This window comes from Sphingomonas sp. T1 (assembly GCF_902506585.1).
GTDB classification, from domain to species: Bacteria; Pseudomonadota; Alphaproteobacteria; order Sphingomonadales; family Sphingomonadaceae; genus Sphingomonas; species Sphingomonas aerolata.
In genome coordinates, this window is the sequence record NZ_LR733875.1 from 1,079,823 (window position 1) to 1,100,632 (window position 20,810).

The 20,810-nt window shown below is 68.6% G+C and carries 21 protein-coding genes and 1 tRNA gene; 8 read left to right on the forward strand and 14 right to left on the reverse strand.

What is annotated here, in order from left to right; genetic code table 11:
* Positions 1-10 precede the first annotated feature (10 nt).
* The 4 genes from GV027_RS04790 to GV027_RS04805 all read right to left on the reverse strand — a co-directional run bounded on the left by GV027_RS04790 (position 11) and on the right by GV027_RS04805 (position 5,086).
* Positions 11-1,534 carry an XrtA system polysaccharide chain length determinant gene (locus tag GV027_RS04790; RefSeq protein ID WP_159511139.1) on the reverse strand — a complete coding sequence of 508 codons (1,524 nt, stop codon included), beginning with the start codon at positions 1,532-1,534 and terminating at the stop codon, positions 11-13.
* 11 nt (positions 1,535-1,545) lie between these two features.
* On the reverse strand, positions 1,546-2,190 hold the full coding sequence (locus tag GV027_RS04795; RefSeq protein WP_031393819.1) for an XrtA/PEP-CTERM system exopolysaccharide export protein: 645 nt from the start codon (positions 2,188-2,190) through the stop codon (positions 1,546-1,548).
* A gap of 128 nt (positions 2,191-2,318) precedes the next feature.
* Positions 2,319-3,560, reverse strand: coding sequence for a pyridoxal-dependent decarboxylase, exosortase A system-associated (locus tag GV027_RS04800; RefSeq protein ID WP_159512734.1), 1,242 nt, complete (start codon positions 3,558-3,560; stop codon positions 2,319-2,321).
* Complete coding sequence (locus GV027_RS04805; RefSeq protein WP_159511140.1) at positions 3,560-5,086, reverse strand: acyl-CoA ligase (AMP-forming), exosortase A system-associated; 1,527 nt, start codon at positions 5,084-5,086, stop codon at positions 3,560-3,562. Before GV027_RS04805 ends, GV027_RS04800 begins: the two co-directional genes overlap by 1 nt.
* A 77-nt stretch (positions 5,087-5,163) precedes the next feature.
* On the opposite strand from GV027_RS04805, the gene GV027_RS04810 reads away from it, so the two are divergent.
* From GV027_RS04810 to GV027_RS04820, 3 genes are read left to right on the forward strand one after another with little or no spacing between them, the layout of a single operon-like run.
* Positions 5,164-5,442 (forward strand): acyl carrier protein, encoded by a 279-nt coding sequence (locus GV027_RS04810; RefSeq protein WP_031441379.1) that lies wholly within the window; start codon positions 5,164-5,166, stop codon positions 5,440-5,442.
* An 11-nt stretch (positions 5,443-5,453) separates the two neighbouring features.
* Complete coding sequence (locus GV027_RS04815; protein ID WP_159511141.1) at positions 5,454-6,116, forward strand: hypothetical protein; 663 nt, start codon at positions 5,454-5,456, stop codon at positions 6,114-6,116.
* The gene (locus tag GV027_RS04820; RefSeq protein ID WP_159511142.1) at positions 6,104-6,919 is read left to right on the forward strand and encodes a hydrolase 1, exosortase A system-associated; all 816 of its coding nucleotides are present in this window, start codon (positions 6,104-6,106) and stop codon (positions 6,917-6,919) included. Before GV027_RS04815 ends, GV027_RS04820 begins: the two co-directional genes overlap by 13 nt.
* Before the next feature lie 275 nt (positions 6,920-7,194).
* Here the strand turns inward: GV027_RS04820 and trxB are convergent, their stop codons facing one another.
* Positions 7,195-8,163: a thioredoxin-disulfide reductase gene (gene trxB, locus GV027_RS04825; RefSeq protein WP_159511143.1), complete on the reverse strand. Its 969-nt coding sequence runs from the start codon at positions 8,161-8,163 to the stop codon at positions 7,195-7,197.
* Positions 8,164-8,287: 124 nt separating this feature from the next.
* Here trxB and GV027_RS04830 point away from each other — a divergent pair, with 124 nt between their 5' ends.
* Genes GV027_RS04830 through fdhD form a run of 3 tightly spaced genes read left to right on the forward strand, consistent with a single transcriptional unit; the run spans position 8,288 to position 11,897 of the window.
* A complete protein-coding gene (locus tag GV027_RS04830; protein WP_159511144.1) occupies positions 8,288-10,576 on the forward strand; it encodes an FdhF/YdeP family oxidoreductase in 2,289 nt (762 codons plus the stop codon).
* A 26-nt stretch (positions 10,577-10,602) separates the two neighbouring features.
* A complete protein-coding gene (gene mobA, locus GV027_RS04835; protein WP_236559307.1) occupies positions 10,603-11,088 on the forward strand; it encodes a molybdenum cofactor guanylyltransferase in 486 nt (161 codons plus the stop codon).
* Positions 11,085-11,897: a formate dehydrogenase accessory sulfurtransferase FdhD gene (fdhD, locus tag GV027_RS04840; RefSeq protein ID WP_159511145.1), complete on the forward strand. Its 813-nt coding sequence runs from the start codon at positions 11,085-11,087 to the stop codon at positions 11,895-11,897. The genes mobA and fdhD overlap by 4 nt, the downstream gene beginning before the upstream one ends.
* Here the strand turns inward: fdhD and GV027_RS04845 are convergent.
* The 4 genes from GV027_RS04845 to GV027_RS04860 form a co-directional block, all read right to left on the reverse strand.
* A tRNA-Met gene (locus GV027_RS04845) sits at positions 11,876-11,952 on the reverse strand. The two genes, fdhD and GV027_RS04845, sit on opposite strands and share 22 nt — an antisense overlap.
* A gap of 65 nt (positions 11,953-12,017) precedes the next feature.
* Positions 12,018-12,536, reverse strand: coding sequence for a 2'-5' RNA ligase family protein (locus tag GV027_RS04850; protein ID WP_159512736.1), 519 nt, complete (start codon positions 12,534-12,536; stop codon positions 12,018-12,020).
* A 136-nt stretch (positions 12,537-12,672) separates the two neighbouring features.
* Positions 12,673-14,520, reverse strand: coding sequence for a potassium transporter Kup (locus tag GV027_RS04855; protein WP_107932838.1), 1,848 nt, complete (start codon positions 14,518-14,520; stop codon positions 12,673-12,675).
* Between the two features lie 311 nt (positions 14,521-14,831).
* A complete protein-coding gene (locus tag GV027_RS04860; protein ID WP_159511146.1) occupies positions 14,832-15,272 on the reverse strand; it encodes an Lrp/AsnC family transcriptional regulator in 441 nt (146 codons plus the stop codon).
* Positions 15,273-15,399: 127 nt separating this feature from the next.
* Between GV027_RS04860 and ald the strand changes: the two genes are divergently transcribed.
* Positions 15,400-16,506 carry an alanine dehydrogenase gene (gene ald / locus GV027_RS04865; RefSeq protein ID WP_037532307.1) on the forward strand — a complete coding sequence of 369 codons (1,107 nt, stop codon included), beginning with the start codon at positions 15,400-15,402 and terminating at the stop codon, positions 16,504-16,506.
* Between the two features lie 52 nt (positions 16,507-16,558).
* Positions 16,559-16,777 carry a DUF3072 domain-containing protein gene (locus GV027_RS04870; protein ID WP_031440730.1) on the forward strand — a complete coding sequence of 73 codons (219 nt, stop codon included), beginning with the start codon at positions 16,559-16,561 and terminating at the stop codon, positions 16,775-16,777.
* 78 nt (positions 16,778-16,855) lie between these two features.
* Here the strand turns inward: GV027_RS04870 and GV027_RS04875 are convergent, their stop codons facing one another.
* From GV027_RS04875 to ccmE, 5 genes are read right to left on the reverse strand one after another with little or no spacing between them, the layout of a single operon-like run.
* Positions 16,856-17,494 carry a tetratricopeptide repeat protein gene (locus tag GV027_RS04875; RefSeq protein ID WP_159511147.1) on the reverse strand — a complete coding sequence of 213 codons (639 nt, stop codon included), beginning with the start codon at positions 17,492-17,494 and terminating at the stop codon, positions 16,856-16,858.
* Entirely contained in the window at positions 17,494-17,928 is a 435-nt protein-coding gene (locus GV027_RS04880; RefSeq protein ID WP_107932393.1) for a cytochrome c-type biogenesis protein, read from the reverse strand. The genes GV027_RS04875 and GV027_RS04880 overlap by 1 nt, the downstream gene beginning before the upstream one ends.
* The gene (locus tag GV027_RS04885; protein WP_159511148.1) at positions 17,925-18,452 is read right to left on the reverse strand and encodes a redoxin family protein; all 528 of its coding nucleotides are present in this window, start codon (positions 18,450-18,452) and stop codon (positions 17,925-17,927) included. The genes GV027_RS04880 and GV027_RS04885 overlap by 4 nt, the downstream gene beginning before the upstream one ends.
* The gene (locus GV027_RS04890; protein WP_159511149.1) at positions 18,449-20,362 is read right to left on the reverse strand and encodes a heme lyase CcmF/NrfE family subunit; all 1,914 of its coding nucleotides are present in this window, start codon (positions 20,360-20,362) and stop codon (positions 18,449-18,451) included. Before GV027_RS04890 ends, GV027_RS04885 begins: the two co-directional genes overlap by 4 nt.
* Positions 20,359-20,805 carry a cytochrome c maturation protein CcmE gene (gene ccmE / locus GV027_RS04895; protein WP_107932389.1) on the reverse strand — a complete coding sequence of 149 codons (447 nt, stop codon included), beginning with the start codon at positions 20,803-20,805 and terminating at the stop codon, positions 20,359-20,361. The genes GV027_RS04890 and ccmE overlap by 4 nt, the downstream gene beginning before the upstream one ends.
* Between the last annotated feature and the right edge of the window lie 5 nt (positions 20,806-20,810).

A 20,810-nucleotide genomic window follows, 5' to 3' on the forward strand; every position in this document is an offset into this window, starting at 1 on the left:
GGTCACGTCCTCAGGCCGCCAGGCCACGCTGCAGGATCTCGACGCCCAGCAGCAGCACATAGGCGGCACCGAGTGCTGCCGTGCCGCCGAGGAACATCCGGAACTGCTTGGCGCGCAGCTCGGACTGGGTGCGCGTCACGACCTCGCCGATCGACCCGATCACCGGCATCCCCGCCACGCGTTCGAGGCGGGCGCTCGTCGCGAACGTGCCGCGGAGCTGGCCGAGCAGGAACGCGCCGCCGATCCCGGCACCGAGCCCGGCGATCAGCACGCCCGTCAGCAGCAGCATCCGGTTCGGGGCGCTGGGCTTTTGCGGCGTGGTCGGCGGGTCGATCACGCTGAACTTGACGCGATCGGTCTGCGACTGCGCCTGGCCGCGGAGTGCGATCTGCTCGCGCTGGGTCAGTAACTGGTCATACTGGTCCTTCAGCACCTGATAATCGCGGTCGATCGCGCCCTGTTCGGCGGCGACGGTCGGATCCTCGGACAGCTTGGCGTTCAGCTGGTCGAGATCGCCCTGCAGCTGCGCGCGGCGGATCCTGAGCGACGCGACCGCCGCCTGCTTGTCCGCCATCATCGCCTGCAGCGAGACATAGAGCGGATTGGGCGACGAGCCCGCGCCGCTGCCGCCCGACAGCGGTTCGCCGCGCGCCGCCGCGGTTGCCTGGGCGAGCTGCGCGCGCAGTGCGACGACGTCGGGATGGCTTTCGGTATAGCCCCGCGCACGCGCGTCGGCGAGCTGCCCCTGGATCGCTGCCAGCCGGGCGCGTGCGGGTCCGGCCGCACCGGCGACGCCGCCGCTGCCAGCGACCGTCCGCGCGACGCCGGCCATCTGTCCCTGCACCGCGGCGAGCCCCGACTGCGCCGCGGCGAGATCGCCATCGACCTGCGCCATCTGCGACCGAGCGGCGCCGATCCGGTCGGCGACCGACCCGGTGCCGGGCAGCGCGCCGAGATAGCGGTTCTGGAAGTCGGCGCGCTTGGCCTCCGCGTCCTGGAGCTGCTTCTGCCGCTGCGCCAGCTGCTTGTCGAGGAAGCTGAGGCTCTGGCTGGTGCTCGTCCGGTCGCCTGCCAGATTGCCCTCGACGAAGATGTCGATCAGCTTCTGCGTGATCGTCCGCGCCAGCTTCGGACTCGCCGCGGTCGTCGCGATCTCGAACAGATTGTCCTGCGCCGACGTCACCTTGATCGACTGCGCAAGGCTGGCGACGCGGTCGGCGACGTCGCGGTCGCTGGCCACCGTGTTGGCAAGGTCGGTGCCGCGCACGACCTTCTCCAGATTGACCGCGGAGGTCAGCGTCTGGCGGATCGTGTCGATGTCGGTGCGGCTCGAGGCCGACGGCTGGTCCATGCTCGCGGGCAGCAGGTTCTGCATCTGGACGAAGACGCGCGCGCGCGATTCATAGCGGCTCGGGATCTGCGATACGAACAGCCAGCCGAGGACGCACACGCCCCACGCGATCGCGAGCGCGAGCCAGCGCCGCGTCCAGATCGCGTGCAGCGCGACCCGCGCCTCGTCATAGATGCCGTTCATACCGCCACGCCTCAGAACATCGATTCGGGGATGATGATGACGTCACCGGGCTCGAGCCTGACATTGGCGGACGAATCGCCCTTTTTCAACAGGTTCGAGATTTGCAGCGAGAACTCGCTCTGCTTGCCGCTCGCGCGGTCGTAGCGCACCAGCCGCGCCTTGTTGCCCGCCGCATACTGGCTGAGCCCGCCGACCGCGATCATCGCGTCGAGCAGCGTCATATTGGCACGATAGGGAATCGAGGCGGGCTTTTCGGTCGCGCCGACGATGCGGACCTGCTGGCTGTAGGTCCCGCTGAAATTCTCGACGATGACCGAGACGATCGGGTTTTTGACATATTCGCCGAGCGCCTTCTTCATGTCGTCGGCGAGCTGTGCGGGCGTCTTCCCCACCGCGGACATGTCGTTGACCAAGGGCGTCGTGATCCGGCCGTCGGGGCGGACCTGGACCTTCGACGACAGTTCGGGATTGCGCCAGACGAAGATGTTGAGCTGATCGAGCGGGCCGATCACATATTCCTCGCCCGGCAGTTCCTTGTTCGCGACATAGGCCGCGGGCGGCAGTTCGGGCGGACCGCCGGTGCTGCTGCAGGCGGCAAGCGACGACGCGGCGAGCCCCAGCGTGAACAGGGAACGGGAAACGGGTCCGGAACGCATGGGCACTGATCTCCTGGCGCCATCCCGGCAACGGGTGTCCGATGGCCGGTTAAACTCGCACGGGCTATGCAGGGAAACAGGTGAAGATAGCGTTTAGGAGCGCTCCGCAACCCTGCCCGCCGCCACGCTCATGGCTGGGGTTGGACTGAAGTAACGATCTCGAGCGCGGGTGGATGCCCGAGAAACGCCGCCGGGCTCGCGCTGGCGCCGTATGCGCCCGCCATGAAGATCGCGATCAGGTCGCCCGGCACGACCGGCGGCAGCGCGACGCGGTCGCCGAGCCGGTCGAGCGGGGTGCATAGCGGTCCCACGACCGACACTGCGTCCGTGGCGGCCGCCTCCCCCATCCGCGCGGCGACCGCGATCGGATAGTTGCGCCGGACCACGGTGCCGAAATTGCCGCTCGCCGCGAGCTGGTGGTTGAGCCCGCCATCGACCACGACGAAGACTTCGCCCTGGCTCTGCTTCACGTCGATGACGCGGGTCAGGTATACGCCGGCTTCGGCGACCAGCCACCGCCCGAGCTCGATCGCGAACCGGGTGTCGCGCAGCACCGCCGCGCGTGTCTCGAGTGCCGCGTGCAGCGCCGCGCCGACCCGCTCGACGTCGAGCGCGACGTCGTTCGCGAAATAGGGCACGCCGAACCCGCCGCCCAGATTGACCAGCGGCGGCGCGACGCCCGCCGCGTCGGCGAGCCGCGCGGCGAGGTCGAGCGTGGCCGCCTGCGTCTCGATGATCGCGCCCGCGTCGAGCGCCTGGCTGCCCGCATAGATGTGGAACCCGCGCCAGTCCGCGCCCGCCGCGACGATGGCGCGCACCAGCGCCGCCGCACGCTCTGCATCGACGCCGAAGGGCGAGGCGCGGCCGCCCATCCGCATTCCCGATCCGCGCAGTTCGATATCGGGGTTCACGCGCACCGCCATCCGCGGCGCGATGCCGAGCCCCGCGCCGATCGCGAAGCCGCGCGCGGCCTCGCCCTCCGATTCGACGTTCAAGGTCGCGCCGGCGCGGATCGCTGCCGTCAGTTCGTCGTCGCGCTTGCCGGGACCGGCAAAGCTGATCGCATGTGCCGGCTTGACCGCCAGCGCCATGCCGAGCTCGCCCGCCGACGCGACGTCGAGCCCGTCGACCAGCGGCGCGACCGCCGCGAGCAAGTCCGAATGCGGGTTCGCCTTGATCGCGTAGTGGAGGTCGATCGCGGGCATCGCCGCGCGGAACCGCGCGATCCGCGCCGCGACGATGGCGCTGTCATAGACGAACAGCGGCGTGTCGCCGGCGTGTGCGACCCAGGCCTCCGCGGACCGCCCGCCGATGGTCAGCGCGCCCGACTGGTGCGCATATTCGGGCGGCAACGCCCCCATCGGCTTCATCATGCCTGTCCCTGTCCGTTGGCGGTCGACCATGCCCGGACCTCGGCCGCGATCGCGGACCGGTCGAGCTTGCCGTTGGCGTTCCGCGGCAGCGCGTCGCGCCAAAGATAGCCGGCGGGCTGCATGAAGCTCGGCAGCGCGGTGCGCAACCGGGTCCTGAGCGCGGGCTCGTCCGCCGCGTCGCCCGCGAGCATCACGACGATCGCCTGCCCCAGCCGCGGATCCGCCACGCCGACCGCGACCGCCTCGCGGGCTTCGTTGCCGGCGAGTACCGCCTCCTCGACCTCGAGCGGGCTGATCCGGTTGCCCGCGCTCTTGATCATCTCGTCGTCGCGGCCGACGAAGCGGAGCAGCCCGTCCGCGCCCTCGACCACCGTGTCGCCCGACCAGGCCGCCATGCCGTTGCCGTCGGGCGCGGGGCGGAAGCGCTGCGCGGTCCGCTCGGCATCGCGCCAATAACCCTGCGCGACCAGCGGCCCTGCATGGACCAGCTCGCCCGGCTCGCCCGGCGCGGCGCGGGTGCCGTCGGGCCGGATCACCGACACCTGCGCGAACGGGATCGCGCGCCCCATCGCATCGGGGTGCGCGTCGATCAGCGACGGGTCGAGATAGGTCGAGCGGAACGCCTCGGTCAGCCCGTACATCGCGTAGATATCCGCGCCGGCGAACCGCGCACGCAGCCCCGCGACGAGCCGCGGCGTCAGCGCGCCGCCCGAATTGGTCAGCCGCCGCAGCCGCGCCGCGGTCTCCGCGGGCCAGTCCGCCTCGAGCAGTTGCACCCAGAGCGGCGGGACACCGGCGAGCGTCGTCGCGCCGACCCGCTCGACCGCCTTCACGACGTCGCGCGCGACCATATAGTCGATCGGCGCGACCGCCGCGCCCGCCGCCCAGGTCGAGAAGAGCTGGTTCTGGCCGTAATCGAACGACAGCGGCAGCACGCCCAGCACCCGGTCGTTGCGCGAGAGCTTCAGATAATGCGCGACCGACACCGCGCCGAGCGACAGATTGGCGTGGCTCAGCATCACCCCCTTGGGCCGCCCGGTCGATCCCGAGGTGTAGAGGATCGCGGCGAGCGTGGCCGGATCGGCATCGGACGGTCCCAAGCCGCCCTCGCCTTGCAGATCGAGCACTGCCTCGTCGACGATTGGACAGTCCGCGGGCACGTCGCCCGGCTCGAGCGTCGCCGCGCGCGCGCCCTGCGTCACGAGCAGCGCAGCACCGCTGTCGGCGAGGATATGCGCAACCTGCGCGCGCCGCAGCAGCGGATTGACCGGCACATGGACCAGCCCCGCGCGCGCCGCCGCGAGCGGCATCACGCAGGCGACCCGCGTCTTGGGCAGCCAGGTCGCGACGCGCTCACCCTTCGCCAACCCCTGCCCCGCCAGCCAACCCGCGAGCGCGGCGACCGCGGTTTCGAGGTCGCGGAACGTCATCGTCCCTGCGCGGTCGATCAGCGCAACGTCGTCGGCTGCGCCGCGCGAGGTCAGGTGATCGATCGGAAACGGGACGGGGTCGAGCGGGATCATGGTCCCTCCATAGCGCCAAGCCGTTGCCGAATTCACCCCCACAGGCTAGCGGGGCCCGGTTCGCAACGGTTCAGGCGATGCTCGTGATCTTCGAAGGTACTTCCCAGGTTGAAACGACGGTCCGCGCCGTCCTTGCCGACATCCTTGGCCTTAGCGCCGAGCGAGTCGCGGCATTCACCGACGACACGCCGTTGTTCGGCGCGCTCCCCGAACTTGATTCGATGGCGGTGGCGAGCGTGCTGACCGAGCTCGAGGACCGGCTCGGCATCCTGATCGAGGATGACGAGATCGACGGCGAGATGCTCGAGACGTTCGGCGCGCTCGTCCAGTTTGCGGCGCGCAAGGCGCTGGTCTAGCCTCGGCCGGGATGACCGGCCCCCGCTTCGATCACTATGACTGGGCCGGCGGGCGCGAGGCGATGCTGCGCTTCGGCCCCGATGCCGGACCGCTGGTCGTCGCGGTGCTGCCGCTGTTCGAGGAGGCGAACCGCACGCGTGCGTTCCTCGTCGCGATGCTGCGCGCGCTGGCGGGGCGCGGGATCGGCAGCATCTTGCCCGACCTGCCCGGTACCGGCGAGAGTGTGGTCGAGACGCGCGACCTGCGGTTGGCCGACCTGCGCCAGGCGTTTGCCGCGCTTGTCGGGACGCTCGACGTGCCGGTTTACGCGGTCACGATTCGGAGTGGTGCGCTCGTCGATTGCAACGCCAGTCTTGCCGGGCGGTGGCGGCTCGCACCGCAGTCGGGCGATGACCTGTTGCGCGACCTGAGCCGGATCCGCGCCGCGTCGACGATGCATGATGCGGATGGGTATGCGGGCAACAGCCTGTCCGCCGCGCTGCTCGCCGATCTGCAGGACGCGGTGCCATATGCCGCGTCGCGAACGGTGCGACTCAAGAGCGATCCGCGTCCGACGGATGCGCGCTATCCCGGGGCGCCGCTGTGGCGGCGGTCGGAGCCGGGCAGCGATGCAACGCTCTCCGACACGCTGGCCGCGGACATCGCCGGGTGGATCGCGACATGCGGCGGCTGATCACGGTCCCCTGCGAGGGCGAGACGCTGGTCGCGACGCTCGACGACGCGGCGGGCGCGACCGGGGTGCTGATCGTGTCGGGCGGCAACGAGATCCGCAGCGGTGCGCACCGCGGCATGGCGATGCTCGCGCGGCGGCTGGCGGCTGGGGGCACGCCGGTGTTCCGCTATGACCGCCGCGGCATTGGCGATTCGAGCGGCGAGAATCGCGGCTTTCTGTCGGCGCAGGCCGATCTGGTCGCCGCCGCCGCCGCGTTTCGCGCCGCTGCGCCGCACGTCACGCGGCTGGTCGGGTTCGGCAATTGCGACGCGGCGAGCGCGCTCGCGCTGTTCGGCGCGGCGGCGGGGGTCGACCGGCTGCTCCTCGCCAATCCCTGGGTGATCGCGCCGACCGACGACCTCCCCCCCGCCGCTGCGATCCGCGCGCACTATGCCGCGCGGCTGCGTGATCCGGCCGCGTGGCTCAGCCTGATCCGCGGTGGGATCGATCTGCGCAAGCTGGTGCGGGGTCTGGTGAGGGTGTCGCGAGCGTCGGGGGAGGTCGAGGGCGATCTCGCGAGCCGGGTCTGCGGCGCGATCGACGGTTGGGCGGCGCGCGTTGTCATCTTGCTCGCGACCGGCGACGTGACCGCGCAGGTGTTTGCGGCACGTTACCGCGGCGCGGCGCGGATCGTGCGACTGGCTACCGATTCGCACAGTTTTGCCGGTTCCGCGAATGCCGGTGCGTTGGAGGCGGCGCTCAGGGCCGTGATCGACCGCACGGACGATGCAGGCGCCGCCAGTTCCGCCCACTCGTCATCCTGACGAACGTCAGGACCCAGGGTTATGGGCGATGCCGTCTCTGGCTTTGGATCCTGACTTTCGTCAGGATGACGGAGGGTGTGGGGGGACGCTGGCACTCCCCCGTCCGTCATCCTGGCGAAAGGTGTGAGGGGAACACCGGTACCTCTACTCTCGTCATCCTGACGAAAGTCAGGATCCAGGGTTACGGGCGACGCCATTCCTGGCTCTGGATCCTGACTTTCGTCAGGATGACGGAGGGTGGGAGGGGCGTGGATCAAACGCACGCCCCGCCGCCACTACTCCGCGGCATCGGCCAGTTCGGCGAATTCCGCGGCCGCCAGGAACCGCTCCGCGTCGAGGGCGGCCATGCAGCCGGTGCCCGCCGCGGTTACCGCCTGGCGGTAGACCTTGTCGGCGACGTCGCCGCACGCGAACACGCCCTCGACGCTGGTGCGCGTCGAGCCGGTCTCGACCGAGATATAGCCGTCCGAATCGAGATCGATATGCCCGCGGAACAGCTCGGTCGCGGGGTGGTGGCCGATCGCGACAAAGCCGCCATCGACGGCGAGGCGCGAGCGCTCGCCCGTCACCGTGTCCTCGAGCTCGAGCGCGACGAGCCCGGCATTGCCGCCGCCGTCGACGAATTCGCGGACTTCCTTGTTCCACAGCACGGTCACGCCCTTGTGCGCGAACAGCCGCTCCTGGAGGATCTTCTCCGAACGCAGCGAATCGCGGCGGTGGATCAGCGTCACGTCGGGCGAATGGTTGGTGAGGTACAGCGCCTCCTCGACCGCGGTGTTGCCGCCGCCGATGACGGCCACCTTCTTGCCGCGGTAGAAGAAGCCGTCGCAGGTCGCGCAGGCGCTGACGCCCTTGCCCTTCATCGGCTCCTCGCTGTCGATGCCGAGCCACTTGGCCTGCGCGCCGGTCGCGATGACGAGCGTCTCGCCCTCATACACGTCGCCGCTGTCGCCGGTCAGGCGGAACGGGCGACTGCTGACGTCGACCTTGACGATCGTGTCCCACATCATCCGCGTGCCGACATGCTCGGCCTGCGCCTGCATCTGCTCCATCAGCCACGGGCCCTGGATGACGTCCTTGAAGCCGGGATAATTCTCGACATCGGTCGTGGTGGTCAGCTGGCCGCCAGGCTGGATCCCCTGGACGACGATCGGCGCCATCCCGGCGCGCGCGCCATAGATCGCGGCCGACAGCCCGGCAGGCCCGGAACCGAGAATGAGCATGCGGGTCGTGTGCGTCGTCATCGTCATATCCTTGGAGTTTCCGACCCCATCTAGGCGATGGGACGTGCGATTTGAACCATCACCGCTGCAATCGGCCTGCATCGATTGTCGCCTCGCTTCGTTGGAGGACAAAGCGGAGGTGAGCATGAGCGACGACCGGACGATTGAGATCGAGGACTATACCGCACCCGCAGGCGGCTGGGGGTCGATGAAATCGCTCGTGGAAATATCCGCGCGCGAGAAGATCGGTCCCGAAGCGCTGCGCGAACTCACGCGGCAGAACAAGCCCGAGGGCTTTGCCTGCGTCAGCTGCGCCTGGGGCAAGCCCGCGCACCCGCATGCCGCCGAATTCTGCGAGAACGGCGCGAAGGCGACTGCGTGGGAGCTGACCTCCTACCGCGTTACGCCCGCGTTCTTCCAGGAGCATACGGTTACCGAGCTGCTCGGCTGGAAGGATTTCGATCTCGAACAGGCCGGACGCCTGACCCATCCGCTGAAATATGACGCCGCGACCGACAAATATGCCGCGTGCAGCTGGGACGAGGCGTTCGCCGGGATCGGTGCGAAGCTCAAGACCTATGACCCGACCAAGGTCATCTTCTACGCCTCGGGTCGCGCGAGCCTCGAGACCTCGTACATGTACAGCCTGATGGCGCGGATGTACGGCAGCCAGAACCTGCCCGACAGTTCGAACATGTGCCACGAAACGACCTCGGTCGGGCTGAAGTCGGCGATCGGCTCGGCGGTCGGGACGATCCACCTCTCGGATTACGAGAAGTGCGACGCGATCTTCTATTTCGGCCAGAATCCGGGCGTGAACAGCCCGCGGTTCCTCCATCCGCTGCGCGACTGCGCCAAGCGCGGCGTCGAGATCGTCGTGTTCAATCCGCTGAAGGAGCGCGGGCTCGAGAAATTCCAGGATCCGCAGAATCCGCTGGAGATGGTCACTGGCAAGTCGACGCCGATCGCCTCGCAATATCACCAGGTGAAGACCGGCGGCGACGTCGGCGCGCTGATGGGGATGTGCAAATATCTGATCGAGGCGGATGATCGCGCGCGCGAACTCAACACGCTGCGGATCCTCGACCACGCCTTCCTCGCCGAGCATACCACCGGGTTCGAGGCGTTCGCGGATGTCGCGCGCGGCACTGACTGGGCGACGATCGAACATGAGAGTGGGTTGTCGCGCGTCGAGATCGAATCGGCCGCCAAGGTCTATGCCAAGTCAAAGGCGGTCATCGCGGTGTACGGCATGGGGCTGACCCAGCATGTCGGCGGGATCGACAACGTCCATATGCTCGTCAACCTGATGCTGCTGCGCGGCAATATCGGCAAGCCGGGCGCGGGCATGGGCCCGGTCCGCGGCCATTCGAACGTCCAGGGGCAGCGCACCGTCGGGATCACCGAAAAGCCGGAGCTCGCCCCGCTCGACAAGCTCGCCGAGCAATATGGCTTCGAGCCGCCGCGCGAGCTCGGCTGGGACACGATCGCATCGTGCGAGGCGGTGCTTGACGGCGAGGCACAGGCGTTCATCGGGCTCGGCGGCAATTTTGTCCGCGCGATCCCCGACCATGCGCGGATGGAGCCGGCGTGGCGTGGGATCGACCTGACGGTGCACATCGCCACCAAGCTCAACCGTTCGCACCTGCTGCCCGGCAAGACCTGCTATCTGCTCCCCTGCCTCGGCCGGATCGAGACCGACATGCAGGGCACCGGGCCGCAGAGCGTCTCGGTCGAGGATTCGTTCAGCCAGATCTATGGCTCGAAGGGCAAGGCGACGCCCGCCGCGGAGACGCTGCTGTCCGAGCCTGCGATCCTCGCGGGTATCGCTAAGGCGACGCTGGCGCCCAATCCGAAGCTCGACTGGGATGCGTGGGTGCGCGACTATGCGCGGATCCGCGATGCGATCGCCGAGACCTATCCGGACATGTTCTCCGACTTCAACGCCAAGATGTTCACCCCCGGCGGCTTCTGGAAGGGCGTGCCGGCGGCGCACCGCGAATGGCTGACTGAGAGCGGCAAGGCGGAGATCAACGTCCCCCACTCGCTCAACGTCACCGGGTTCGAGGAGAGCGAGGGGCGGTTCCGGCTGATGACGCTGCGGTCGAACGATCAGTTCAACACCACCGTCTATGGCTATCACGACCGGTTCCGCGGCGTGAAGGGCACGCGCGACATCGTCTTCATGAACCGCAGCGACATGCTGCGCATGGGGCTGACCGATGGTGACGACGTCGATCTGGTCGGCGATGCGGGCGACAATGGCGACCGCCGCTTCAACAAGCTGCGCGTCGTCGAATATTCGATTCCGGAAGGGTGCGTCGGGGCCTATTACCCCGAGTGCAACCTGCTCATGCCGGTCGCGCACCATGCGCGCGAAAGCCATGTGCCTGCCGCCAAGTCGGTGCCGGTGCGGATCGAGAAGACGCGCTGAGCACGCCCAGGATCCTCGGCGTCGTCCTGGCGGGCGGGCGATCGTCGCGGTTCGGGTCGGACAAGGCGCAGGCGCTGCTCGCCGGGCGCCGCTTGGCCGACCACGCCTGTGCGCTGCTCGGGCCGCATGTCGATGACGCGGTGGTCGCGGGGCGGGATGGCCTGATCCGCGACCTGCCGGGGCCCGATCTGGGGCCGCTGGGGGGTATAGCGGGCGCGCTGCATCATGCGGCGGGTCTGGGCTACACATCGGTTCTCACGATCGCCTGCGACGTGCCTGCGCTGCCCGATGGGCTGCTGGCGGCGCTGGCCCGCCGCGCGCCCTCCTTCTGCCCTGACGCGCCCGTGCTGGGGCATTGGGAGACCGCGTCCGCTGCCGCGCTGATCGCGCATATCGAATCGTCGCCGCGCCGCTCGGTGCACGGCTGGGCGGAGGCGATCGGCGCCTTGCCGATCCCTGCGCATGGGGTCATCCCGAACATCAACACCCCCGAGGACATGGCCGCGCTGTGACGACTGCCCGTACCGAAGCGATCACCATCCTGCGCCCCGACGCCGTCGCGGCGGGCACGCGCGCGATCGCGATCGAGGTGCCCGTCGCGATCGAGATCGACGGGCTTGGCTATGCGGTGATGATGATGACGCCCGCCGACCTGCCCGCCTTCACCACCGGGTTCCTGCTGACCGAGCGGCTCGCCGACAGCGCCGACGACGTGCGCGACATCGACGTGTTCGAGGCGGAGGCGGGCTGGATCGTCCGTGTCGGCCTGTCGGAGCGGTGCCGGGGGCGGATCCACGACCGCGTCCGCCACCGGACCAGCGACACGTCCTGCGGGCTGTGCGGCATTTCCGGGCTCGAACAGCTGCGCAAGCCGGTGGCGGGTACCCCGCCCCGCCCCGACGTGCCCGTCACCGCGATCTTCGCCGCGCTGGCGGGGCTGCGCGCGCACCAGCCGCTCAACGCCGCGACGGGGGCGATCCATGCCGCCGCCGCGTGCGACCGGTCGGGGGACGTGCTGGCCGCTTATGAGGATGTCGGCCGCCACAATGCGCTCGACAAGCTCGTCGGCGGGCTGGCGATGCGGTCGACCGAGCCCCCCGCCTTCATCCTCGTCACGTCGCGGATCAGCTTCGAGATGGTCGACAAGGCGCTGGTCGCGGGCGTGGCGATGCTGGTGGGGATTTCCGCGCCGACCAGTCTCGCGATCGATCACGCGCGCGCGCACGGCCTGACGCTGCTCGCGCTCGCCCGGAGCGACGCGATCCTGGTCGTCAACGACCCGTTCGGTGTGTTTGAAAATGGTAGCGAAGGAGGGACTTGAACCCCCGACCCCAGGATTATGATTCCCGTGCTCTAACCAACTGAGCTACTTCGCCGTACCGTCTGCGGGGAAGCATTCTTCCCTGCGAGGCGCGGCCTATAGGAAGCGGATTCGAGGCGGTCAAGCAAACATGTGGCGGGAAATCGCTTCCCAGGGCCCGCCGCGATACCACCAGGCGCCGAGCCCGGCGATTTCGACGTCCCGCGCCGCGAAGTCGCGCTGCAGATTGCCGAGCAGCAGCTTGGCGACCGACGGGTTGACCTTGTTCTGGATCGTGACGTGCGGACGCCAGCCGCCCGCGTCCTGCGGCGTCAGCATCCCCGTGAACGCATCCGCCAGCCGCGCGCGGATCCCGACCAGCTCGGGCGATTCGATCCGGTAGGCGACACCGCGCCCCAGCGACATCAGCCCGCCGATCCGCGCCCGCGGCGCCGGCAGCCCGCGCGTCTCCTGGTTCAGCCGGTGCTTGAGCTCGTCGAGGCCCGAGGGCGGCAAATGGTGGAACAGCGTCAGGTGCGAATCGAGCTGGTTGCGCTCGGGCGGGAAATGCTCGCGCCGCATCGCGTCGAAGAACGCGGTGTCCTGGCGGCCGAACAGCGCGGTGACGATGATCGGGGCTACTTCGGTCGTGCTTGCCATCATGCAGATACCTCCCCGGCGCAGGCCGGGGTCCAGTTGGAAAGGTTGATGTAACTTCGTGTGACGTCCGCCATCGACGTTTCCCAACTGGGCCCCGGCCTACGCCGGGGAGGTGCTGGGTGCCGACCGACTGAGATCAAATCTCGATCTGGCTGCCGAGCTCGACGACGCGGTTGGTCGGCAGGCGGAAGAATTCCATCGCGCTTTCGGCGTTGCGCAGCATCCACGCGAACAGCTTTTCGCGCCAGAGCATCATCCCCGGCTTGTCCGAGGCGAGCAGCGTCTGGCGCGAGAGGAAGAAGCTGGTGTCCATCATCTTGAAGTCGGCGCCGCAGCTGTGCACCTGGCGCAGCGCGGCGGGGACGTCGGCATCCTCCATGAAGCCGTAGCGCAGGATCAGACGGTGGAAGCCGTCGCCGAGCTCGTCGCGCACCGCACGGTCGTGCGCTGGCCAATAGGGCTGGCCGACGATCTTGACGGTCAGCAGGATGACGCGCTCGTGCAGCACCTTGTTGTGCTTGAGGTTGTGGAGCAGCGCGTGCGGCACGCCGTCGGAGGTCGAGGTCATGAACACCGCGGTCCCCGGCACGCGCGACGCGGAGTTCGCGGCCGAGCCGATGAACACCTTGATCGGCATCGCCGCCTCGCGCATCCGGTCGATCATCAGCTGCCGCCCCTTCGACCAGGTCGTCAGGAAGGTGAAGATGATGAGGCCGATCAGCAGCGGGAACCAGCCGCCATCGGGCACCTTGGTCAGGTTCGCGGCCAGATACGCGCCGTCGACCAGGAAGAAGATCGCGAGCAACGGGATCGCCGCGATCTTCGGCCAGTTCCACAGCCGGAACAGCACGACACCGAGCAGGCAGGTGTCGATCAGCATCGCCCCCGTCACCGCGATGCCGTAGGCGCTGGTCAGGTTCGACGAGGTGCGGAAGAACAGCACCAGCAGGATCACCATCACCATCAGCGCGCCGTTCACCAGCGGGATGTAGATCTGGCCCGCGGTAGCGGCACTGGTGTGCTCGATCCGCAGCCGCGGGATGAAGCCGAGCTGGATCGCCTGCTGCGTGACCGAGAACGCGCCCGAGATCACCGCCTGCGACGCGATCACCGCGGCCATCGTCGCGAGCAGGACGAGCGGCAGCTGGAGGCTTTCGGGGGCGAGATTGTAGAACGGGCTGACGAGCGCCGCCTGCCCGTCGCGGAACAGCAGCGCGCCCTGCCCCATGTAATTCAGGATCAGCGCCGGCAGCACGAAAAACAGCCAGGAGATGCCGATCGGCCGGCGGCCGAAATGCCCCATGTCCGCATAGAGCGCCTCCGCGCCGGTCACCGCGAGCACGACCGAGCCGAGCGCGAGGAAGGCGCGGGTCGGATCGATCAGGAAGAACTCGACCGCGTAATGCGGGGAAAAGGCCCAGAGCACGCCCGGCGTCTGGATGATGCTGAGGATGCCGAGCACCGCGATGACGCTGAAATACACCAGCATGATCGGCCCGAACACCATGCCGATTCGCGCGGTGCCGCTCTTCTGGACCCAGAACAGCGCGATCAGGATCGCGATCACGATCGGCAGGACGAGCCCGGCGAAGCTCGGCGCGGCGACCGCGAGCCCCTCGACCGCGGACAGCACCGAGACCGCGGGGGTGATCATGCTGTCGCCGTAGAACAGCGCGGTCGCGAAGACGCCGAGCAGGATGATCCCCTTGCTCCAGCGCCGCGTCTTGGTCTTGCCGGAGACGAGCGCGAGCAGCGCGAGACTGCCGCCCTCACCCTTGTTGTCCGCACGCATGATGATGATGACGTATTTCACCGTCACGACGATCATCATCGACCAGAACATCAGGCTGATGACGCCCATGATGTGCGCCGAATCAAGTGCGAGCTTGTGGTGCCCCGCAAAGGTCTCGCGGAATGCGTAGAGCGGGCTCGTGCCGATATCGCCGAAGACGATGCCGATCGCGCCAAAGGCGAGTTTCAGCATGCCGTCCGCATGATGGTGGCCGGTATCCGGATCGAGTCCGGCGGGGGGCACGGTCGAGGCCGCGGCTGTGGGATCGACGCTCACTGGACGGTGAATCGACCCGGAAGTGCAGCAATCATCATCGAAATTCCGATTTCACCCTGTGCCCCAAGCTGGCGCATTTAGCATGGGGGTTGGAGAGCGGCAACGCCGCCGCCGGCAACGTGGATTAACCGGGGCTGATCACGCCGCTTCGCCTGTTTGCGGCAGGACGCTATCGGTAACGGGCATTGCCGTGCTTGGCCTTGGAGTCCTGGGCGCGCAGGAAAACGTCAGCGCGTGACGACTTCGCGAATCACGAAATGCGACGCCAGCCGCGTGACGCCCGGCAGTTGCGACAGCGTCTCGCGGTGGATCCGTTCGAACGTCTCGCCGCGGCGGAGCTCGACGTGAAGCATGTAATCCGCCTCGCCACTCATCAGGAAGCATTGCACGACCTGCGGGCAGTTCACGATCTCCGCCTCGAACGCCGCCATCGTCTCCTTGCGCTGGTCGCGGAGCGTGACGTTGACGAGGACGATGCTCGGATCGCCGCGCGCCGCGCGCGACAGGACCGCGCGATAGCCGGTGATCGCACCGCTCTCACGCAGCTGCGCGACGCGGCGATGCGCGGCGCTCGGCGACAGGCCCACCGCCTCGCCCAGCTCGGCGCTGGTCAGGTCCGAATTGGCCGCCAGCAGGTCCAGGATCCTGCGCTCGATCGCGATACTCACAATTTTCCTGCTTCGTCGTCTCTGAGTGCAATATTCTCCCAAATCCGATAGGGCAGCGGGACGGCTTTGCGAACCCTTCCCGGTCGATGCGCGCTACACTGCGGTCAAAGATAATGGAGTGGAAATGATGCGCGTCGGTGTTCCCAAGGAAATCAAGAATCACGAATATCGTGTTGGTCTGACCCCGCCGTCGGTCGCCGAACTGGTCGCCGCGGGCCATGAGGTCGTCGTCGAGACCCAGGCAGGCTCGGGCATCGACTTCGAGGACCAGGACTATGTCGACGCGGGCGCGACGATCCTGCCGACCGCCGCCGCGGTGTTCGCCGCCGCCGACATGATCGTGAAGGTCAAGGAGCCGCAGCCGGTCGAGATCGCGATGCTCGAACCGCGCCACCTGCTCTTCACCTATCTTCACCTCGCCGCCGACAAGCCGCAGGCCGAAGGGCTGATGAAGTCGGGCGCGACCTGCATCGCGTACGAGACCGTCACCGACCATCGCCGCGGCCTGCCGCTGCTGAAGCCGATGTCCGAGGTCGCGGGCCGCATGTCGGTGCAGGTCGGCGCGCATTATCTCGAAAAGGAACAGGGCGGCCGCGGCGTCCTGCTCGGCGGCGTCCCCGGTGTCGCGCCTGCCAAGGTCGCGATCCTCGGCGGCGGCGTGTCGGGCGTCAACGCGGCGCAGATGGCGGTCGGGATGCGTGCCGACGTGACGATCTACGACATTTCGAACGATCGTCTGGCCGAGCTCGACATGTTCTTCTCGAGCCAGATCAAGACCGCCTATGCGTCGAAGGCGGCGATCGCGGCGGCGGTGAAGAACGCGCATCTCGTCATCGGCGCGGTGCTCGTCCCCGGCGCGGCGGCCCCCAAGCTGGTCACGCGCGAGATGCTCAAGACGATGAAGCGCGGTTCGGTGCTGGTCGACATCGCGATCGACCAGGGTGGCTGTTTCGAGACGAGCCATGCGACCACGCATGAGGATCCGGTGTTCGAGGTCGACGGCGTGATCCATTACTGCGTCGCCAACATGCCCGGCGCGGTCGCGCGCACCTCGGCGTTCGCGCTCAACAACGCGACGCTGCCGTTTGCGCTGAAGCTCGCCAATCTGGGTGCGGAGGCCGCGATGAAGGCCGACCCGCACCTCGCCAACGGGCTCAACGTCTACAAGGGCAAGATCGCGTACAAGGCGGTCGCGGATGATCTGGGTTTACCTTACGAAGCTTGGTCGAATTAAGCGGGAACGGATGCGGAACACGGGGGTTGGACAGGCGGAAGGAATTTCACGCATGTCCGACACCCCGAACCCCAAGTCCGAGCCCTTTTCGAACGCCGAGAAGGATCCGCACGACTGGACGACCGGCGACGAGAAGATGACCGGCGCACAGGCCAGCTATCTGAAGACGCTGTCCGAAGAGGCGCATGAGGAATTCGACGAATCGCTGTCGAAGGCCGATGCCTCGCTGAAGATCGACGAGCTTCAGGGCAAGACCGGCCGCGGCCAGTAAGCCCTTTTGCGGCACGGAACGGGACCCAGGATCCCCGGCATCGCGCCGGACGATCCGGGTCCCGTTTTGCGTCGGTGGTCAGCTCGCCGGAGCGGCGTCCTGTGCGGCCGTCACCTGATCGAGCAGCGCGAGGCGCACCGCGATCTCGTCGTGATAGGACACGCTTTTCGGGGTCAGCGCGAGCGCGCGGGCCCAATAGGGTCGTCCCGCCGCGAAATTGCCCGACCGGACATAGGCGAGGCCGAGGAAGAAGGGCGGCGCCGGGTGGCGCGGTGCGATCCGCATCGCCTGCTGGAACGCGAACAGCGCCGGCGGCGAGACCTGGTCGCCGTCGTGTGCGGCGAGCGCATTGGCCAGCCCGGTCCACAGGACGAGGCTTTTCGGCGCGACGCGGATCCCGCCGAGCAGGACCTTCACCGCCGCGCGACGCTCGCCGATCCGCGTCATCGCATCCGCCGCGACCAGATAGGCGGCGGCACCGGTATAGCGTTCGAGCATCTTGTCGCGCAGCTCGATCATCGACCCGTCATCGGGCGTGATCGTCGTGCCCGTCACGACCGGATGCCCGGCAAGCTCGGGCTCGCCCTGCAGCGCATAGCCCGCCGCGCCGAGCATCAGCGCGGCGGCGACCATCGACCAGAGCAGCCGGTCGACCCTCAGCACCGCCAGCAGCGCGAACGCCCCGACCGCGATGATCCCGAGCCAGAGCCAGCCCATCAGCGCGTCCTCCGGCGGAAACTCGACCGCGCGATCCACGCGCCGATCGCCAGCAGCGCGATCGGCGCCAGCCATAGCGGCCAGGTCAGCCCCGACAGCGGCGGGTCATAGGTGACATAGTCGCCATAGCGCGACACCAGCCAGTCGCGGACCGAGGCGGGCGTCTCGCCGCGCGCGATCCGTTCGCGGACCAGCGCGCGCATGTCGGCGGCCATGTCCGCATCGCTGTCCGCGATCGACTGGCCCTGACAGACGAGGCAGCGCAGTGTCTCCATCAGCGCCTTGGCGGAGGCTTCCTTGGCGGGGTCGGCGAGCTGGACATTGGCGTAATGCGCGGGCGGCGTGACGGGCTGCGCGGCGGCGGGCGCGGTGCAGAACAGCAGCGTCGCGACCGTCGCGCCTGCCGCCAGCGCCAGGCTCAACCGCCCGCTCATCGGGCTTCCCTCACGGCCTGAACGATCTCGCCGATATTGTCCTCGCGGATGTCGCCGATGATCTGCTTGACGACGATCCCGCGGCCATCGACCACGAAGGTCTCGGGCACGCCCGACGAGCCGAGCGCGAGCTGGACCCGGCTCGCGGTGTCGCTGCCGATCCGCGCATAGGGATCGCCGTTGCGGCGCAGGAAGCCGGCGATCGCGGGCGTGGTGTCGCGGATTGCGATCGCGTCGATCGGGATGCCCATCGTCTTCAGCCGCATCAGATGCGGGGCCTCGGCGATGCAGGGCACGCACCAGCTCGCGAACACGTTGAGCAGCCGCGGCTGACCGCCCTTGAACGAAGCGCTGGTCAGCCCCGGCTTGCCCGGCACCATCGCGGGCAGCGCGAAATCGGGCAGTGGCTTGCCGACCATCGCCGACCGCACGACCTTGTCCGCCGGCCGGAACAGCCCGCTCGCCACCACCGCGAACAGCAAGGCGAAGATCACCAGCGGCGCCCAGAGCGCGAACCGCTTCATGCCCAGGCCGCCCGGACCGCGCTGCGCCGTTCGCGACGCAGCCGCCCGACCAGCGACAGCGCCCCGCCCAGCGCGATCAGCACGCCGCCGAACCAGATCAGCGTCACGAACGGCTTCCACCACAGCCGCAGCTGCCACCGCCCCTGCCCGTCGGGCTGGCCGAGCACGGTATAGAGCTGGCCGTCGAGCGCGGTCAGGATCGCCGATTCATTGGTGCTGGTCGGCGGATTGGCGAAGAAGCGAAGCTGCGGGTGGAGCCGCATGCTGTCATCGCCGCGCGTCGCGGTCAGCTGCGCCTCGAGCGCGGACCAGTTCTCGCCGATCACCGGCGAGATCCCGTCGAGCGTGACGCTATAGGGCCCCACGCGCGCCGCCTCGCCTGCGCGCACCGCGACCAGCGTTTCCTTGGTGAACGCGCTGTCTGACGCCATGCCGGCCAGGCTGACCGCGATGCCGAGATGCGCGAGGACCATGCCATAGGTGAACATCGGCGTGCGCCGGAGATTGCGCTTCCACAAGGGGGCGATGCTGGCGACCGCGAGACCTGCGGCAAGGCTGAGCCCGGCCCAGGGCAGCACGCCCGGCCAGACGAACAGCAGCGCGACCGCCGCCACCACGGTGGCCGCGATCGGCAGCGCGACGCGGCCGACGACCGCCCTCGCCTCGTCGCGGCGCCAGCGCAGCAGCGGCCCGACCGCCATCACCGCGACCAGCAATAGCGCGATCGGTCCTGCGGCCTTGTTGAAGAAGGGCGGGCCCACCGACAGTTGCACGCCGAAGCTCGCCGCGACGATCGGGTAGAGCGTGCCGATCAGGACGATGCCGAGGATCACCGACAGCAGCAGGTTGTTCGCGACCAGCCCGCCCTCGCGGCTGACCGGATCGAAGGTCGTGCCCGCGCGCACGGTGCCGATCCGCGCGGCGAACAGCGCGAGCGCACCACCGATATAGATGGCGAGCAGCGCGAGGATGAACGCGCCGCGCTCCGGATCGACCGCAAAGGCGTGGACGCTGGTCAGGATGCCCGAGCGCACCAGGAACGTGCCGATCATTGACATCGAGAAGGCGACCACCGCGAGCATGATCGTCCACGCGCGCAGCCCGTCGCGCGTCGCCAGCACGGTCACCGAATGGAGCAGCGCGGTCGCCGCGAGCCACGGCATCAGCGACGCGTTCTCGACCGGATCCCAGAACCACCAGCCGCCCCAGCCGAGCTCGTAATAGGCCCAGTAGCTCCCCGCGGTGATGCCGAGCGTGAGGAAGATCCACGCGATCAGCACCCAGGGGCGCATCGCTTTGGCGAAGCCCGGCCCGACGTCCCGCGTGACCAGCGCACCGACCGCGAACGAGAAGGCGACCGAAAGCCCGACATAGCCGGTGTAGAGCGTCGGCGGGTGGAACGCCAAGCCGGGGTCCTGGAGCAGCGGGTTGAGCCCGAGCCCGTCGGGTGCCGCCGGGGTCAGCCGCGCGAACGGATTGGAGGAGAAGAGCAGGAACGCATAGAAACCGAGCGCGATCGTCGCCTGCGCACCGAGCGTCGCGACCAAAGTGCGTTCGGGCAGCGACCGTTCGAAGATCGCCACCGCGCCGCCTGCCAGCCCCAGGATCGTCACCCAGAGCAGCATCGACCCCTCGTGATTGCCCCAGGCGCCGGCGAACTTGTAGAGCCAAGGCTTGGCCGAATGGCTGTTCTCGACAACAAGCTTCACCGACATGTCGGAGTTGAGGAACAGGTTGATCAGCAGCGCCATTGCCAGCGCGGCGAGCACGCCCTGGACGATCGCCACCGGCCGCACCGCCGCGGCAACGTCGTCGCGACCGCGCGCGATCCCGATCACCGCCATCGCCAGCTGCAGTGCCGCCAGCGCGCCGGCGAGCCAGAGCGCCGCGAGTCCGGCTTCGGCGATCATGAGCCGCGGTCCGGTGCGAGCGTCTTGGTCTCGTGCATCTTGCCCGCCATTTCGGGGGGCATGTATTTCTCGTCATGCTTGGCGAGCAGGTTGGACGCGACGAAGCGGCCGTCCGCTTGGAACTGCCCCTCGGCGACGACCCCCGATTTCTCGCGGAACAGGTTCGGGACGATTCCGGCGAAGACCACCGGCGTGGTCGCGGCGCCGTCGGTGACGGTGAAGTGGACGGTGACGCCGTCCGCCGCGCGCTTGACCGATCCGTCCGCGACCATCCCGCCGAGCCGGACCGCGCGGCCGAGCGGCAGCCCGTCGCGCTTCACGTCGGACGGCGCGTAGAAGAACGACGCCTGATCCTTCAGCGCGGACAAAGCGAGCAGCCCCGCGACGACGACCGCGCCGAGCGCGAGCAGCGCGAGGGTAAGCCGCTGATGCTTGGCCTTCATCGCTC